This is a genomic window from Tenuifilum sp. (genome assembly GCF_037481895.1).
GTDB lineage: Bacteria > Bacteroidota > Bacteroidia > Bacteroidales > Tenuifilaceae > Tenuifilum > Tenuifilum osseticum.
On record NZ_JBBFKU010000030.1, the window covers coordinates 12,326 to 29,673 of the forward strand.

The 17,348-nt window shown below is 43.4% G+C and carries 15 protein-coding genes; 6 read left to right on the forward strand and 9 right to left on the reverse strand.

Annotation, left to right across the window (positions count from 1 at the left end):
• The first annotated feature begins 108 nt into the window (after positions 1 to 108).
• The 3 genes from WHS63_RS09670 (at position 109) to WHS63_RS09680 (ending at position 4,940) form a co-directional block, all read left to right on the forward strand.
• Positions 109 to 2,466 (forward strand): GAF domain-containing protein, encoded by a 2,358-nt coding sequence (locus WHS63_RS09670; protein WP_445204935.1) that lies wholly within the window; start codon positions 109 to 111, stop codon positions 2,464 to 2,466.
• Between the two features lie 731 nt (positions 2,467 to 3,197).
• Complete coding sequence (locus tag WHS63_RS09675) at positions 3,198 to 4,403, forward strand: hypothetical protein (RefSeq protein WP_445204936.1); 1,206 nt, start codon at positions 3,198 to 3,200, stop codon at positions 4,401 to 4,403.
• Between the two features lie 9 nt (positions 4,404 to 4,412).
• A complete protein-coding gene (locus WHS63_RS09680; protein WP_445204937.1) occupies positions 4,413 to 4,940 on the forward strand; it encodes an FMN-binding protein in 528 nt (175 codons plus the stop codon).
• A 68-nt stretch (positions 4,941 to 5,008) separates the two neighbouring features.
• On the opposite strand, the gene WHS63_RS09685 is transcribed toward WHS63_RS09680, so the two are convergent.
• The 5 genes from WHS63_RS09685 to typA all read right to left on the reverse strand — a co-directional run bounded on the left by WHS63_RS09685 (position 5,009) and on the right by typA (position 9,622).
• On the reverse strand, positions 5,009 to 6,019 hold the full coding sequence (locus WHS63_RS09685; protein WP_445204938.1) for a beta-ketoacyl-ACP synthase III: 1,011 nt from the start codon (positions 6,017 to 6,019) through the stop codon (positions 5,009 to 5,011).
• 2 nt (positions 6,020 to 6,021) lie between these two features.
• Positions 6,022 to 6,966, reverse strand: coding sequence for a phosphate acyltransferase (locus WHS63_RS09690; protein ID WP_445204939.1), 945 nt, complete (start codon positions 6,964 to 6,966; stop codon positions 6,022 to 6,024).
• A 27-nt stretch (positions 6,967 to 6,993) separates the two neighbouring features.
• Positions 6,994 to 7,179, reverse strand: a complete 186-nt coding sequence (gene rpmF, locus WHS63_RS09695; RefSeq protein ID WP_369489376.1) for a 50S ribosomal protein L32 — start codon at positions 7,177 to 7,179, stop codon at positions 6,994 to 6,996.
• Positions 7,180 to 7,204: 25 nt separating this feature from the next.
• Positions 7,205 to 7,735, reverse strand: coding sequence for a YceD family protein (locus tag WHS63_RS09700; RefSeq protein ID WP_445204940.1), 531 nt, complete (start codon positions 7,733 to 7,735; stop codon positions 7,205 to 7,207).
• 87 nt (positions 7,736 to 7,822) lie between these two features.
• On the reverse strand, positions 7,823 to 9,622 hold the full coding sequence (gene typA / locus WHS63_RS09705; protein ID WP_445204941.1) for a translational GTPase TypA: 1,800 nt from the start codon (positions 9,620 to 9,622) through the stop codon (positions 7,823 to 7,825).
• 97 nt (positions 9,623 to 9,719) lie between these two features.
• Here typA and WHS63_RS09710 point away from each other — a divergent pair, with 97 nt between their 5' ends.
• The 3 genes from WHS63_RS09710 (at position 9,720) to WHS63_RS09720 (ending at position 13,000) form a co-directional block, all read left to right on the forward strand.
• Positions 9,720 to 10,664: a DUF3078 domain-containing protein gene (locus WHS63_RS09710; protein ID WP_445204942.1), complete on the forward strand. Its 945-nt coding sequence runs from the start codon at positions 9,720 to 9,722 to the stop codon at positions 10,662 to 10,664.
• Positions 10,665 to 10,718: 54 nt separating this feature from the next.
• Entirely contained in the window at positions 10,719 to 12,245 is a 1,527-nt protein-coding gene (locus WHS63_RS09715; RefSeq protein ID WP_445204943.1) for a GH3 auxin-responsive promoter family protein, read from the forward strand.
• 140 nt (positions 12,246 to 12,385) lie between these two features.
• Positions 12,386 to 13,000 carry a deoxynucleoside kinase gene (locus WHS63_RS09720; protein ID WP_445204944.1) on the forward strand — a complete coding sequence of 205 codons (615 nt, stop codon included), beginning with the start codon at positions 12,386 to 12,388 and terminating at the stop codon, positions 12,998 to 13,000.
• A 96-nt stretch (positions 13,001 to 13,096) separates the two neighbouring features.
• Here WHS63_RS09720 and kbl read toward each other — a convergent pair whose 3' ends face one another.
• From kbl to WHS63_RS09740, 4 genes are all read right to left on the reverse strand, one after another.
• Positions 13,097 to 14,293, reverse strand: coding sequence for a glycine C-acetyltransferase (gene kbl, locus WHS63_RS09725; RefSeq protein ID WP_445204945.1), 1,197 nt, complete (start codon positions 14,291 to 14,293; stop codon positions 13,097 to 13,099).
• A gap of 164 nt (positions 14,294 to 14,457) precedes the next feature.
• Complete coding sequence (locus tag WHS63_RS09730; RefSeq protein WP_445204946.1) at positions 14,458 to 15,012, reverse strand: DUF3267 domain-containing protein; 555 nt, start codon at positions 15,010 to 15,012, stop codon at positions 14,458 to 14,460.
• Between the two features lie 227 nt (positions 15,013 to 15,239).
• The gene (locus WHS63_RS09735; RefSeq protein WP_445204947.1) at positions 15,240 to 16,886 is read right to left on the reverse strand and encodes a S41 family peptidase; all 1,647 of its coding nucleotides are present in this window, start codon (positions 16,884 to 16,886) and stop codon (positions 15,240 to 15,242) included.
• Entirely contained in the window at positions 16,886 to 17,344 is a 459-nt protein-coding gene (locus tag WHS63_RS09740; RefSeq protein ID WP_445204948.1) for a deoxycytidylate deaminase, read from the reverse strand. Before WHS63_RS09740 ends, WHS63_RS09735 begins: the two co-directional genes overlap by 1 nt.
• Positions 17,345 to 17,348 lie beyond the last annotated feature (4 nt).

A 17,348-nucleotide genomic window follows, 5' to 3' on the forward strand; every position in this document is an offset into this window, starting at 1 on the left:
AATTTTGAAAAAATTGTATAGTGCTAAAACATTTTCGTATTTTTAACCATTGCAAACGATTGTGCGGTTTTAGCATTAAAATTGTAATCGTAAAACATACTAGGCAACATGAGAATTGGAAAATTGAACATTAGTGCCGACAAAATAAAGATGCGAATAGGTGCCAAGCTTTTGCTTTGGGTTTTAACCACCTCGGCAGCAATAATGATTGTAATAGGCTCATTCATAAGCATAAGGGTGAACAGTATTGCTCGCGATAATGCCATTAAGATTGCACAGGCCGAAGCCCAAAAATCGGCTTTCCGATTAAAATCGGAACTCGATTTGGATATGGGTTTTTCAAGAGCCCTGGCTCATGCCCTTTACATCTACCCTAAATTCGATACTGTTACCCTCGATTCTATCTTTTTCAATATTCTGCGAAATCAGGTTTCAAACAATCCCCGATACCTTACGGTATGGTATTCAATTGAATACTCTGCGTTCCGTCCAGGTTATACAAAAGATTACGGCCGACGCTCAGTAACAGCGTACCTTAGCAACGGACAGGTAGGCATTGATATTGAGCATAAAAATATTACAGGTGATATTGTTACCAGCAACTACTACGCATCAAAAACCTGCAACTGTGAGATGTTGCTCGACCCATACACCTTTGTGTATGGTGGTAAAGAAGTGCTAGCAACCAGCCTTAGTGTACCGGTTAGGGTAAAAGGTAAATTTGCTGGCCTTGGCGGCGTTGATATCTCGCTGGAGAAGTTCCAAACCGATATTGAAAAAATTAAACCCTATCCAGGCACAAATGTTAGCCTGATTGCTGGAGATGGTCGTATTATTGCCGATTCAAACCCTGAAAACGCTAAGGAATACTTTGCTAATATTTACCCTGAGCTTGAGTCGAAGTTTGCGCTTACCCAAAAGGTAAAGGATAAGCAAAACCATTTCTTTTTCTCCTACAATTCCGGAATGGAATACCTCAACATACTTAGCATATTGCAGCCGGGTGAATCGCCCAACTCATGGGGGCTAATACTTTCCATTCCCATGTCGGAAATTGTTAAAGACGCTCGCCGGTCAGTGTTCTCCACTATTCTTGTTTTTATTCTCGGCATTATCCTACAAGCTTTTGCCATTTGGTATATCTCAGCTCGAATTTCAAAGCCTATAAAGCGCACCACTGAGTTACTTAACAGTATAGCCCAAGGCGATATTGATGTGAATAAAAAAATATACCTGCATACTGGCGATGAGCTTGAGGAGATGTCGCGTTCGGCTAACAAGCTAATTGACGGATTAAACTATACCGAGCAATTTGCCCGCGAAATTGGTGAGGGAAAACTCGATACCGAGTTTAAGTTGCTCAGTGAGAAGGACAAGCTAGGAAAAGCATTAACCGAGATGCAGCGGAGCTTAATTAAAGCCCGTGAGCAGGAGGAAAAACGCAAGGAAGAAGAGCAGCAACAGATATGGGCTACACAAGGAATGGCGCTTTTCGGTGAAGTACTCCGCCAGCATAACGATAATATCACGGAACTGTCCTACCTGATAATTAAGAATCTGGTAAGTTACACAGGTTCAATTCAGGGGGGTATGTTTATTGTTAACGAGAACGACCCCAACAATACAGTTCTTGAAATGACTGCATGCTACGCATATAACCGTCGTAAGCTGATGGAAAAAACAGTGCTGCCGAACGAGGGGCTCGTTGGACGATGCTACGTTGAGAAGAAAACCATTTTAATGGTTGATGTGCCGCGCGACTATATCAAAATAACTTCAGGGCTGGGCGAGGAAAATCCGCGTTGCGTGCTTATAGTACCCCTTATAGCAAACGATATTGTTCAGGGAGTAGTTGAGCTAGCCACTTTCACACCATACCAGAAATATCAGATTGATTTTATTGAGAAGCTAGCTGCTAGCATTGCCGCAACCCTTGCAAGCGTTAAAATAAATATGCGTACGGCTCAACTCTTAACCCAAACCCAACAGCAAGCTGAGGAAATGCGGGCGCAGGAAGAGGAGATGCGCCAGAACATGGAAGAGTTACATGCTACCCAGGAGGAGATGGAGCGCAAGCGTCACGAGCAGGAAACAATCCAAGCCCAACTTCGCGAGGATAAAACTATTCTTGAAAGCTTACTCCTGAATTCAAGCGACCTCATCTTCCAGAAGGATGCCGACGGTCGCTACCGCCGGATAAGCAATTCATTAGTTCCCCTACTTGGCCTATCATCCGTTGAGGAGGCAATTGGTTTAAGCGAGTTTGACCTCTTGCCTGAGGATACTGCCCGTAAACTTTGGGATTTAACCGAGGATGTTGCTCGCAAGAAAAGCCCGGTAGTTGACCGCAAGATTTCACTCACCTTTGCCAACGGTCAGGAGATGAAAGGCTCAGTAAGCTTATACCCATTAACCTCTGACGCTGGAAGTATTATTGGGGTACTCGGTATTTTTAGACAGAAATAGACTTTTTATTTCATCGTTCATTTAAGGGGTAATAGCCAAGGCTTTACCCCTTTAATTGTCAAATAAAGCATAATTCCCAAAACAAAAACTAGAATTAATGACTAATTGTTAGGAATATTTATTTTGTAATATACTCATTTTTCTTTTTAAAATCCGCCACAAAATATCTCTGTCATGCTGAGCTCGCCGAAGCATCTGAATACTCCTTCATTCCCTTTTTATTGATTCTAAGGGAACCGCTCTTTGGTATGCTCTTCTGTTGCGATGCAACGATTTACCCTTACTCTTTGGTATACCATTGCGTGCATCGCTATACGGGTGGGAGTAGTTATGGAGTTACAAATGTTTAGCCCCTACGGGGCTGGAGGCGTTGATTGTTGCTCGTTGCTCAATGTCGTGATTGCCATTCTGTATAACACCGTGTTACACTTTGTAACCCTGTGATACCAATTTTGTTGATAGTTGATGGTTGATAATTGATGGCATAAGAGAGATTACCTAACATCTTGAATCTGAAATCTGAAATTTTAAATTTTTACCCTTTATCCTTTAACCTTAAAATTCAAACACCACCCTCTGCACACCTAGAATATTATTTTTTAGCAAGTTCAGGATGTTGTTGGAGTCACTATTCTAAATAGTGTTGATTGATAAACATCAATACTATTTTTACATAAAATAGAATTAGTCTAAATAAATTTGCTGCGAAAACAATTAACAATAATGCCGTTATGAAAAGAGTTTTGTATGTATTTGGTTTACTTGTGATTTCGTTTGGTCTTAAGGCCCAAATCGATACCATTCCCAATCAGCAGCAAAATACTGCTCAAGCATTAATGAACAGTAAACCGGGTCTTCAAATTGGGGGATACGGTGAGGTTCACTACAATCAACCGTTAAAGAGCAACACCCACAACCTAGGTACGCTTGATGCCCACCGTATGGTGCTGTTCTTTGGTTACAATTTTTCCAGTAAAACGCAGTTTGTAACCGAAGTTGAAATTGAGTATGCCAGGGAGGTTTGGGTTGAGCAAATGTTTATTCAGTATAAGTTAAACAGGTATGCAAACTTTAGAGCTGGAGTACTGCTAGTGCCAATGGGTATTATTAATGAGTACCATGAACCAACCGCTTTCAATGGTGTTGAACGCCCGATTATCGACAACAAAATTGCGCCCACAACCTGGCGCGAGGTAGGGCTAGGCTTCCAAGGGAATGTTTATCAGGCTAAAACCCGGTATCAGCTCTATGTAGTAAACGGATTAAATGGTTACGATGGAACCAATGCTATGTTTTCCGGTAGTAAGGGGCTTAGGGAGGGCCGTCAAAAAGCATCAAAGGCTTACATGAACCAACCTGCATTTACTGGTAAATTGGAGTTTTATGGGGTTAGAAATCTTAATGTTGGATTATCGGGCTATTTTGGTAAATCGAATAGTAAACTTTACTCGAACCTCAGTAAGGATAGCCTCGCAAAAATCCAAAGGGCCGACTCATCGGTTGTTGGAATATCAATGGTTGGTTTAGATACTCGTTACAATTTCAAAGGCGTTAAGCTTACAGGCCAACTTTACTACATTTCACTTTCTAATACCAATGAGTATAATGTATTTACCAAGACTGGTACCAAACTTAACGATTTAGGAAGTGCTATGCTCGGTTACTACGTTGAGGTTGGTTATGATATATTTCACTTATTGGCTGACACTAAGCAAAGCCTAATGCCCTTTATTCGTTATGAGGCCTACAACACTCACCATTCAGTTGAGGAGCCAGTTGTAACAAATAAAAGCTATAGTAATACTATCATCACCACAGGCTTGACCTACGCCTTAGAAAAAGGAGTAGTACTTAAGGCTGATTTACAGTTCTATAAATCCAAAGCCGAAAACTCCTTTAGCAAGACATTTAATGCGGGCATAGGAGTGAATTTTTAATCTTTTGTTATGAAACTATTTATGGGTATTATTGGGGTCTTACTTAGCCTACAGGTTGGCTCTGAAATCAACTTTGAGCCCAAACAGCTTAATAGGGAGATCAAAAAAATTAGCGGGAGTCAAACGCCCATTGCCAAGGAGATAATGACCTATAAAACAGGTAAATTCTTCACTTATACCAATGCTAACCCGGTTTCATTTTCCTATGTAGGAAGGGTATTTACATGCAGAACCGAAGGTTGCAAGGCTTCCGATGATAATGTTAATGCCAATGGGTCGGAGTACTTTGATTACTTTATCCTTTTCGACAGGTCGGGTAAAATTCTTTCGCTTCAGATTTATAGTTTTGAGGCCACTCATGGCCAGGAAATCACCCTAAAGAGTTGGTTAAATCAATTTGTTGGCTACAACGGAAAAAATACGCTGACGGTAGGCAAAGAAATTGATGCAATATCAGGCGCTACCACTTCGGTTCATCGCTTAACAGATGATGTAATTGATAAAACCCGAAAACTTCAGGAAATACTGCATAAGTAATGTTAGACTCAAACACCAAATAATAAAAAAGCCGGGTTTAGCCCGGCTTTTTTGTTGAAAACAATATTTTACTTTGCTACTTTATCACCATCGTACGCCCACTTTACATAGGCTGCGCCCCAGGTAAACCCAGCACCAAAGGTTGCAATAATTATATTATCGCCCTTGCGAAGTTTCGATTCCCATTCCCAAAGGCATAGAGGGATTGTGGCACTGGTTGTATTGCCGTAGCGCTGTATGTTAATCATCACCTTATCCTTGTCAATTCCCATGCGATTTGCGGTTGCTTCAATTATTCGCATGTTTGCCTGGTGTGGAACAAGCCAAGCCAAATCCTCAGGCTTGATATTGTTGCGCTCCATCATCTCAACCGACACATCGGCCATGTTTGAAACAGCAGCTTTGAACACGGGTTGGCCCTCCTGGTAAATGAAGTGCTGGCGCTTGGCTACAGTTTCGAACGAAGCAGGGTAGCATGAACCACCGGCTACCTGGTGAAGGTGTTTGCGTCCTGAACCATCAACCTGCATCTTAGCGTCAATAACGCCAAAGCCATCATGGTTAGGTTCTAGGAGCACAGCTGCTGCTCCGTCGCCAAAAATGGGACAGGTGGTGCGGTCAGTGTAATCGGTTATGGACGACATCTTGTCGGCGCCAACCACTACAACCTTTTTATGTGAACCCGACTCCACAAACTTTGATGCTGTAACCAAAGCATATAGGAAACTTGAACAGCCTGCATTCATATCGTAACCAAAAGCATTCTTAATCCCGCACTTATCGCTTATAATGTTAGCGGTAGCTGGGAACTGCATGTCGGGGGTTACTATGCCGCAAATTAGCATGTCCACCTCATCGGGGTGGGTGTTGGTTTTACGGAGCAGCTCGTTAACGGCATGAACTGCCATATCGGAAGTTCCAAGCCCTTCGCCCTTTAGTATTCGGCGCTCCTTAATACCTATACGGGTCATTATCCACTCATCGGTGGTATCGACCATTCTACTTAACTCCTCGTTGGTGAGGATATACTCTGGCACATATCCTCCAACGCCAGTAATTGCGGCAGTAATTTTTCCCATAGCTACATAAATGCTTGTTTAATTTTTTCGCAAAGGTCCGATACTATAACCTCGCGGGTTTGTTTAATCATATTCATTATAGCCACGGGGCTCGATGCTCCATGGGCAATTATAACGGGTTTATTAACCCCAAGAACTGGCGTACCACCGTAGTTCTCGGAGTTAAAACGCTCAATGAACTTATTTTCAGGGCTAAATTTCTTAAGCAGGTGGTAGAACGCCTCAGCCTCCTTGAGTACTACGTTACCCACAAACCCATCGCAAACTACCACATCGGCCTTTTTATCGTGGAATAGGTGATGGCCCTCAACGTTTCCAACAAAGGTATAATCGGTTGAGTCCTTCATCATCTCAAAGGCGCTTTTGGTTACCAGGTTGCCTTTCTCCTCCTCCTCGCCAATATTCAGTAGGGCAACCCTTGGGTTTTCAATACCAAGCACTTGCTGGGCGTAAATTGAACCCAGTTTACCATACTGGTAAAGTACATCGGGACGGCAATCGGGGTTTAAACCCACATCGAGAATAACATTAAGCTTACTTTCGGAAACAGGGATAAAACCGGCAATTCCGGGACGTATAACACCGGGTATTTGCTTTATTACCATGAAAGCGCCAACCATCATGGCTCCAGTGCTGCCAGCACTTGCAAAACCATCAATTTTGCCAGCAGCCAAAGCCATAAAGCCTTTAACTATACTGGAATCGGTTTTCTTGGCAAACGCTTTCGATGGGTGATCGCCCATTTCAATCACCTCAGAGGTGTGAACTATATCAAAATCGGTAGGATTTGCATTTTCACGGGCAAGGATTTCAAGAATCCTTTGCTGGTCACCGAAAAGCACAATGCGCTCATCGGCATTAAGATGCTTGAGGGCTAAAACTGCACCCGATACAACAGCATCGGGTGCAAAATCGCCGCCCATTGCATCAACGCCAATTCTAATCATCAATGCAGGGGTTTATGAAATTCATTTTTAGGCGTTAACTGCCTTCTCGATTGCTAACTTACCACGGTAATAGCCGCACTCAGGGCAAACCCTGTGATATTCAACTGCTGCTCCGCAGTTTGAACATGTTGAAAGGGTTGGAGCTTCGGCTTTGTAGTGAGTTCTACGCTTGTTCCTTCTCTGTTTAGAGATTCGTGATTTCGGATGTGCCATTTTTCAACAAATTATATAGTCCAACTTAGTTATTATTGTTCAACAAATCCTTTAAAGCCTGCCAGCGAGGGTCAACCTCAGCCTGGTCATCGTCTTCAAACTTGATGTACTTTAGCATTTCCTGATCGCAATCCTCAATACTGGATCCTTTTAACCCATGGTACCGCTTTAGCGGTAGACTCAGGTGAATGCTCTCGTACAGGTACTGGGCAAGGTTTACCTCATGGTCATCCTCGGTTAGGAAGATTATATCGGCTTGATCCTCAATCTCCTCGTTTCCAATTTTTGCCACAAGAAAACCCTTGTACTCAATTGGCAGGAAGAATTGTTCCAAGCACCTATCGCAGGTAACCTTTACCTTTCCTTTTATCACTATGTCAAATTCAAGCAGGTTATTCTGCTTGTTCATCATAACTTTTGCTGTGAGCGTGCCTTCCTTAACCTCACCCTCAGGGAACTCAGCAAAAAAATCGTTGTTTATTTCAAAATCAAACGAGTGTTTGCCAAGCTTAAGTCCCTTGTAGCTAATTGAATATGCGCCTAAAATACTTGCCACTTTCTCACAAAATCAACGTGCAAAGTTATAAAAAATCAATTCAACCCAAAAAAAGTTAAAAATATTCATCAAAAAAGTACCGTTCCGCTATGCTTTAGCCCTACGTTTACGCTCGTTTTCGTCGAGGTAGATTTTTCGTAGGCGTATGGCTTTAGGGGTAATCTCAACGTATTCGTCCTCCTGGATGTACTCAAGTGCTTCCTCAAGGCTAAACTTGATGGGGGGAGCAAGGAAAATCTTTTCGTCGGAACCTGAGGCGCGCATGTTGGTAAGTTTTTTGGATTTTGTAACGTTAACAACAATATCGCCTGAGCGGTTATTCTCGCCAACCACTTGGCCTGCGTAAACCTCCTCATGCTCATCGATAAAGAACCTACCCCTATCCTGTAGCTTGCCCAGGGCGTAAGCATACGCAGTACCGCTCTCCATGGCAATTAGTGAACCATTGGTGCGGGTTTCAATCTCGCCCCGGTAGGGCTCAAATGCCTTAAAGCGGTGCGCCATGATGGCTTCGCCGGCAGTAGCCGTTAGAATGATGTTACGGAGCCCAATAATACCGCGCGAGGGTATCTCGAACTCAAGATGAACACGGTCGTGGCGGCGATCCATTGAGATTAGTGTACCCTTGCGGCGGGTAACCTGCTCAATAGCCTTTCCTGACACATCCTCAGGAACATCAATGGTTAGGTACTCAATGGGTTCGTGCTTTACTCCATCTATCTCCTTAATAATTACCTTGGGCTGACCAACCTGAAGCTCATACCCTTCGCGACGCATGGTTTCAATAAGCACGGAAAGGTGGAGTACTCCACGACCGTAAACGGTAAAGGCATCGGCAGAATCGGTTTCCTCAACCCGAAGGGCTAGGTTTTTTTCTAGCTCCTGCATTAGCCTATCCTTTAGGTGACGCGAGGTAACGTATTTCCCATCGCGACCAAAGAACGGTGAGTTATTAATGGTAAAGAGCATGCTCATGGTAGGCTCATCCACGGCAATGGTAGGAAGTGGCTCGGGGTTTTCGTAATCGGCTATGGTATCGCCAATGTCAAACCCTTCAATGCCAACAAGGGCACAGATATCGCCTGAACTTACCTCGTCAACCTTTTTGCGTTCAAGGCCTTCAAAAACGAGTAGCTCCTTGATCTTTGTTCGTACTACCTGACCGTTTCGCTTTGCCAACGATACGTTTTGGCCTGCCCTTAGGGTTCCCCTGTGCAGCTTGCCTATGGCAATCCGGCCAACATAGTTTGAGTAGTCGAGTGATGTAATAAGAAGTTGGGGCGTGCCTTTTAGCTGTTTTGGGGCTGGCACATAGTCAATAATACAATCAAGCAGAGGGGTTATATCGTTTGATGGCTTCCGCCAGTCGCTGCTCATCCATCCCTGTTTGGCACTTCCGTATATGGTAGGGAACTCGAGCTGTTCCTCTGAGGCATCGAGGCTGAACATTAGTTCGTAAACCTGCTCCTGAACCTCCTCAGGGCGACAGTTTGGCTTATCAACCTTGTTTATCACCAAAATGGGTTTTAAGCCTATGGCTAAGGCTTTTTGAAGAACAAAACGGGTTTGGGGCATAGTCCCCTCAAAGGCATCAACCAGAAGCAGCACACCGTCGGCCATGTTTAGAACGCGTTCAACCTCGCCTCCAAAATCGCTGTGGCCTGGGGTGTCAATTATGTTGATTTTGTAACCCTTGTAGTTTACCGATACGTTTTTAGCCAGAATGGTTATGCCACGCTCACGCTCCAGGTCGTTGCTATCCAAAATCAGCTCACCCGGGTTCTCGTGATCTTTAAAAAGTTTACCCTGAATGATCATTTTATCCACCAGCGTGGTTTTCCCATGATCCACATGCGCAATAATTGCAATGTTTCTGATGCCCTTCATCCCCAAAAAATTAGCCCGCAAAGTTACAGCTTTGAAATGAATATTTTTCCATAATAATTAGTATTTTAGCGTAAATTAATGAATAATTCAAACAGCCATGACTAAATTACTTACCACTATCCTGTCAGTAGTACTTACCATTACTGTAAACGCTCAGGTAACCGACGCTGAAAATCAGCTTAAAGAGATTAAAACCGATTCGCTTTCCGGATGGAAGCAAGGGCTGGCCCTGGGAATTAATGCCAACCAGACCTCGTTAACCAATTGGGCGGCTGGCGGACAAAGCTCATTTGCACTAAATACCGTTTTTACAGGGTTTGTTAGCTACAAAAGTCCCAAAACTGCATGGGATAACACTATTGACTTGGGTTACGGGTTTTTGAGCCAGGAGGGTGTTAAGTACACAAAAAAAACCGACGATAAAATTGACTTAATGTCAAAATTTGGACGTGAAGCCTTCAAAAACTTTTACTATGCTGTTTTACTGAACTTTAAAACCCAATTCACTACCGGCTATAAATACCCAACCGATAGTACCCGTCTGAAAATTTCGAACTTTTTTGCTCCGGCATACCTGGTTGGGGCATTGGGTATGGATTATAAACCTAACACCCACCTGAGTGTTTTTGCAGCGCCGTTAACCGGAAAGCTAACCTTTGTTACGGACACCATGCTATCGAATGCAGGAGCATTTGGCGTAAAAAAAGGGGAAACACTCAGAGAGGAAATTGGCGGTTACGTGAGAGTGGTTTACACCAAGAATGACTTTAAGGCCGAATGGCTAAAAAATCTCACCTTTACCACTAAGCTCGACCTATTCTCCAACTACCTTGATAACCCACAAAACGTTGTTGTTAACTGGGAAACGCTTGTAATTATGAAGGTTAACAAGTACATCAATGTTAACCTGGCAACCCAGCTAATCTACGATGACAAGGTGAAGATTAGTAAGGATACCAACAACGATGGCGTGATTGATAGCAGCGGGCCTCGTGTTCAGTTTAAGGAGATTTTTGGCGTGGGTATTACCTTCAAGCTTTAGCCCTTTTGATTTTTGGGCAAAATGACTTAGTTTTGAGTTGATAATTTTTTGATTATGCCTTTACTCAACTCTATCCTGAACTGGGTAAACACTAAGCGCTTATACAGCATCGACCTTTTCCGGAAATACCCTTTTGAGGTGCAACGCGATGTGCTTTTTGAGCTTTTAAAACAAGGCTCAAAAACGGAGTACGGAGCACGATATGGCTTTGATGGCATCAGGACCATTGATGAATTTCAGAAGCGAGTACCCCTTGTTGACTACGAAACCATTAAACCATACATTGAACGGTTGAGGCAGGGCGAGGAAAAGTTGCTTTGGCCAACCGATATTAAGTGGTTTGCCAAGTCATCGGGAACTACCCAAAGCAAGAGTAAGTTTATTCCAGTTAGCAACGAGGCGTTGGAAGATTGCCATTTCAGGGGGGCTCGCGATGTGCTTGCCATTTACATGAACCTTTATCCTGAAAACAATTTGTTAAGCGGAAAAGGACTTACCCTGGGCGGTAGCCACCAGGTTGATAACTTTAACATGAATTCCTTTTACGGCGATTTATCGGCTATTCTGATTGAAAATCAACCCTGGTGGGCTGAGTTTATCAGAACCCCAAGCCAAAAAGTGGCATTAATACCCGATTGGGAAGAGAAACTGGAGAAACTCACTCACGAGACCCTTAACGAGAATGTTACCAGCCTGGCAGGTGTCCCTTCATGGAATCTGGTAATGATTAAGCACCTGTTAAACTACACTGGCAAAAGAAACTTGCTTGAGATATGGCCAAACCTTGAGCTTTTCATGCATGGCGGAGTAAGTTTTGCCCCATACAGGGAACAATTTCAAAAAGTTATCCCATCGCCTAACATGCACTACATGGAAACTTATAATGCTAGCGAGGGTTTCTTTGCCATTCAGGACGACCCTGTGTCGGATAGCATGTTGCTTATGCTCGACTACGGTATTTTTTATGAGTTTGTTCCTCTCGATGAGCTTACCAAACCTAATCCAACAGCCCTTACCATTGCCGATGTTGAGGTTGGAAGGAATTATGCCATGGTCATTTCCACCAATTCAGGCCTTTGGCGTTACCTAATTGGCGATACGGTTACATTTACCTCAAAACATCCTCATAAAATCAGGATTACTGGCAGAACCCGTCACTTCATCAATGTTTTTGGCGAAGAGGTTATTGTTGAAAACGCTGAGCGTGCACTTGAAAAAGCCTGTAAGGCTACCGGAGCATTGGTTGCTGAGTACACGGCTGCTCCCGTTTACATGGGAACTGACCGTAAGGGATGCCATGAATGGTTCATTGAGTTTGTAAAACAGCCAAGCAGCATCGAGGAGTTTGCACAAGTTCTTGACTCAACGCTTTGTGAGGTCAATTCCGACTATGAGGCAAAACGCGCCAAAAATGTAACGCTCGATTTTCCAGTGGTTACGCAGGCCGCTCAGGGGACATTCTTTGAATGGATGCGCCAGCGCGGTAAATTGGGTGGGCAGAATAAAGTTCCTCGGCTTTCGAATACTCGCGAGTATATCGATGAGCTGCTTGCCATTCATAACCAGCTAAAAAGTAAGTAGTCATCAAAATAGATAGGATTTATTTACATTTTTGACACATTCATCAATCTACAAGCTGTTTTACCTTGCCGATTGAAATCCAATTTGTATCTTTAGAAACGAAAACGCGAATTACCAACCTTAAGTAATTATTTTAAGTTATGCATATAGCCATTGCGGGTAATATTGGTTCTGGCAAAACTACCCTTACGGGTTTACTGGCCAAGCACTACAAGTGGAAACCTCAGTACGAGGATGTTGATGAAAACCCATACCTTAACGACTTTTACGAGGATATGCAGCGCTGGAGCTTCAACCTCCAGATTTACTTCCTAAACAGCAGGTTTAGTCAAATAGTGGAGATTCACCGTAGCGGCCAAGATGTTATTCAGGATAGAACCATTTACGAGGATGCTCATATTTTTGCTCCAAACCTCCACGACATGGGATTGATGAGCACCCGCGATTTTAACAACTACCTTTCCCTGTTCAACCTTATGACCTCACTGGTTAAGCCGCCCGATTTGCTAATTTACCTTCGTGCCACTGTACCAACGCTGGTAAGGCAAATCCAGAAACGCGGACGCGATTACGAAAAAAATATCCGCCTCGATTATCTCCAGCGCCTTAATGAACGCTACGAGGCATGGATTGAAGGCTACAAGTTAGGTAAGCTGCTAATTATTGACGTTGACAATCTGAATTTTCCCGATAAACCCGAAGACCTCAGGTTTATCATCAATAAGATCGATGCGCAAATACATGGTTTGTTTTAGATAAGAAAAGGGAGTCAAAAAATGACTCCCTTCAATTTTTATCTATGAGATTGACAGGTTGATAAAGGTGCCAATCTTTCTGATAGGATGATTTCTTTAAATCACACCCAATTTCTTGCCCACCTTTGTGAACTTTTCAATGGCAAACTGGATATGTTCGCGGGTGTGAGCTGCACTTATTTGAACCCTTATGCGGGCTTTACCTTTAGGTACAACGGGATAGTAGAAACCTATCACATAAATACCCTCTTCAAGCAAGGCTGCAGCAAAGTCCTGCGATAGCTTAGCATCGTTGGGTAGGTGGCCAAACATTATTGGGGTAATGGGGTGAACACCCTCAACTATACGGAAACCGGCTTCGGTCATTCCTTTACGGAATAGCTGAGTGTTTTCCCAAAGCCTATCGCGTAGTTCGGTAGTTTCGGTAAGCATGTTAAGAACCTTAAGTGTTGCTCCGGCAATGGAAGGCATGAGCGAGTTTGAAAAAAGATAGGGGCGCGAACGCTGACGGAGCATGTCGATAATCTCCCTTCGACCCGAGATGCAACCACCCGATGCACCTCCAAGTGCTTTTCCAAACGTGGTTGAAATAACATCGACCCTGCCCAGTGCATTGCAGTACTCAGCAGTACCACGACCGGTTTTGCCCACAAAACCTGTAGCATGTGAATCGTCCACCATTACCATGGCGTCGTACTTATCTGCTAGGTCGCAAATCTTGTCAACCTGAGCAATAATCCCATCCATTGAGAATACACCATCGGTAACAATCATTTTGTAACGGCAGTTGGCGGCCTCTTGAAGTTTGGCCTCCAGGTCGGCCATATCGTTATTTTTGTAGCGGAATCGTTGAGCTTTGCAAAGCCTAACACCATCAATGATTGATGCATGGTTAAGTTCGTCGGAAATAATTGCGTCCTCCTCGCCTAGTATGGGCTCAAAAATACCACCGTTTGCATCGAATGCCGATGAGTAAAGAATTGTATCCTCGGTCCCAAGAAACTCGCTTAGCTTACGCTCAAGCTGCTTGTGTAGGTCCTGCGTTCCGCAAATAAAGCGCACCGACGACATGCCAAAGCCCCACTCGTCGGTAGCCTTTTTGCCTGCCTCAATAACTGCAGGATGCGACGAGAGGCCAAGGTAGTTATTGGCGCAGAAGTTCAGAACCTTTTTGCCGTTGGCAACTATTTCAACTCCTTGCGGGGTAGTGATAATGCGTTCAGTTTTATAAAGCCCTTCGGCCTTGATATTCTCAAGCTGTTGCTGTAAATCGTTTTTGATTTTTCCGTACATAGCTGTGATTTTTTTAATTATGCACAAAGTTAGCAGAAAAAGTTTACGGTGATTCTCACGTAATGAAATCAAAACCATTCCTGTTGCGGAGGGTGAATGTAGGCAATGGTTAAATACATTACCCCAAAACTAAAATGGGACGATGGTTAATTGTTTATTCCGTTTCAGCGTTTAAATACTATAAACCCAATCTCCTTAGGATGGTCCATAAATATGAGGTTTGATGGGTATTTTAGCACCCGTATCAGAACTAGGATATCGCCGCCGGCTGCTGCGGTAAGGAAAATACCTGAAATTAGTAACCAGCCGTTAGCTGTTACCAAGGCGATTATTATTGGGATTACGCCGGTAATAAGCCCTGGCATTATACCTCCTAGCATGTAGTGTTTGCGTTTCATTGGTTCGTTGCAATGGCAGTAGGGGGTAAGGTATGACCACTTAATCCCAAAATGTATCGACTTGAATCCGTTTTTTGCAAAAAAAGCCCACGTTACACCATGTAATCCCTCGTGTATGAATATAAGCAGAACGAATGCAACCAAAATTTGCAGCTGGTGATTTTTCAAAAAAATCATACCGTTGGCAAGTGGCTCATAACCATAAATAAGCACAAAGGGGATAATTGCAATTGCTGCAATTGGGAAGAGCATTAATAGGGCAAGCCGGTTAGCCTTGCCAACCTCTATAACCTCTTCTGTTTGATTGGTGTTGATTTCCATTTAAAATGTTTACACCTAATGAGGTGAAAAATTTTTATTCAGCTAACTTAAATCGATATAATAATTCCTGAATCTGGGAATTTATTATTATTCTCTTTAGAATCCTTTTTACTTGCTTCAACCAACAACTACATTGCAGTTACAGTTTTACACAAAGTTACACGGTGTTTCTCAGTTTAATTCAGTAAAATCTGCTTTATCTGTGTTCCGTTCCATTACACCATCAACTAATTCCTATTTAAGGGCAAAATGCAGTTGCCTTTCTCGCAAAGGTCTATGGCTTTAATCAGGGTTTCGTCAATATATCGAATGTAGGGGTAAAAGCCCTCGTTGTCGATGATATTTCGGGCTATGGTTGCCTTCAACTGGGTTTCAATAATCAGCTTTGATTTGGCTAAATCATTTGAGTCGGGATCAACCCCATTTTGTTTAGCAAAAGCAACAAAATCGGCCATAATATTAAACTTTTTGAGGTAACGGTCAACCTCGTCGAAACTCTTCATGCCACGGGTTTGCTTCCTGTGCTCATCGGCAAACTTAAAGGCGTAGCGGTAAATAAGGTTTCGACGCGAAACCTGTTGATAGTAGGGGGTGATTCCAGCCGTATCGAGCGGAACAAATAAATCGGGCATGATTCCGCCTCCGCCGTAAACCGTTCTGCCTCCAACGGTGTAATACTTGAGCGAATCGGCAAACTGAATGCTATCGGCATTCTGAAACTCTCCATGCAGGTAACGGTTGCCAATTTCGTAAAAGTATTCCTCGTCGCCAGGTTTGTATGGTTTTTGGATGCTACGCCCCGAAGGGGTGTAATAACGGGCAATGGTTAACCTAAGCGCAGAACCATCGGAAAAGTAAACCTGCTCCTGCACCAATCCTTTTCCAAAGGAACGGCGACCAATAATAGCACCACGATCGTTATCCTGAATGGCACCGGCAAGAATTTCGCTGGCCGATGCTGAAAACTCATCGATCAGAATTGCAAGGGGTAGATCTTGGAAGAAACCTTTCCCATTCGACTTAGCATCCTGTCGCGGACGGTTTTTCCCTTGGGTATAAACAATCAACCTATTGGCAGGTAAGAATTCATTGGCAATATTAATGGCTGCATCCATATAGCCACCGCTATTGCTCCGCAGGTCGAGGATTAGTTTGGTCATACCTTTTTCGGTAAGCTTAACCATGGCCTCCAGGAACTCCTTGTAAGTTGTTTTGGCAAAGGTGTTGATCTTGATGTAACCAATATCCTGTGTGGGCATGTAGGCAACATCTACGCTGTAAATTGGAATTTTATCACGAACTATATCAAAATCGATAAGATCGGGGACATCGGCACGTTTGATGCTAACCTTTACCCTTGTTCCAGTTGGTCCTTTCAGCAATTTGGGAACACTATCCATAGGGAATTTAACGCCAGCAATGTTCCTTCCGTTTACTTTTACAATTCTATCACCAGCCAAAATCCCTAATTTTTCCGAAGGGCCACCAGGTATAGTGTTAATCACAACAACCGTATCGTTGTTCATGTTAAACTGAATACCTATGCCATCGAAACCGCCCTCCAACGGTTCATTTACCGATTGTAAATCCTTGGCAGGAATATAAACCGAATGAGGATCGAGGTTTTTCAGCACGGCAGGTATGGTATTCTCTACAAGGGTTTCAACCGATATGGTATCGACATACTCATCGGCAATGTAACGAATAACATTACTAAGCTTATCGGTGCGGGGGTAAACAAGTAGGTTAGGTTTCTCTACCCTTCCGCCTAAAATCAGCCCAATAACAACACCAATAATAAGCACAATGGCAAAAACTATTGGGTAAATAATGTCTTTCTTAGAGTTTCGGTAATTCATACTATTCCTGGTCATTAAAAATCTTCAACATCCTCAATCTCAATTTTTACCACTTCAATTCCGGCGCGTTTTAACAGGTCGATACCATCGAGGTTGTGGTATTCATCGCAGTAAACCACTCTCCGGATTCCGGCCTGAATAATCAGCTTAGAGCATTCCATGCAAGGCGAAGAGGTAACGTAAAGGGTAGCACCCTCGGAGCTGTTGCTCGATTTGGCCACTTTGGTTATGGCATTAGCTTCGGCATGCAAAACGTAGGGTTTAGTTTTACCACTCTCATCCTCGCAGATATTTTCGAAACCCGAGGGTGTGCCGTTGTATCCATCGGAAATAATCATTCGTTCCTTAACAATAAGTGCACCAACCTGCCTGCGTTTGCAGTATGAGTTTTTTGCCCAAATTTTAGCCATTTGCAGGTAACGCCTGTCAAACTGAGGTTGCTTAACTCCGTAAGGATACTTGCTTTTTTCCATGGGG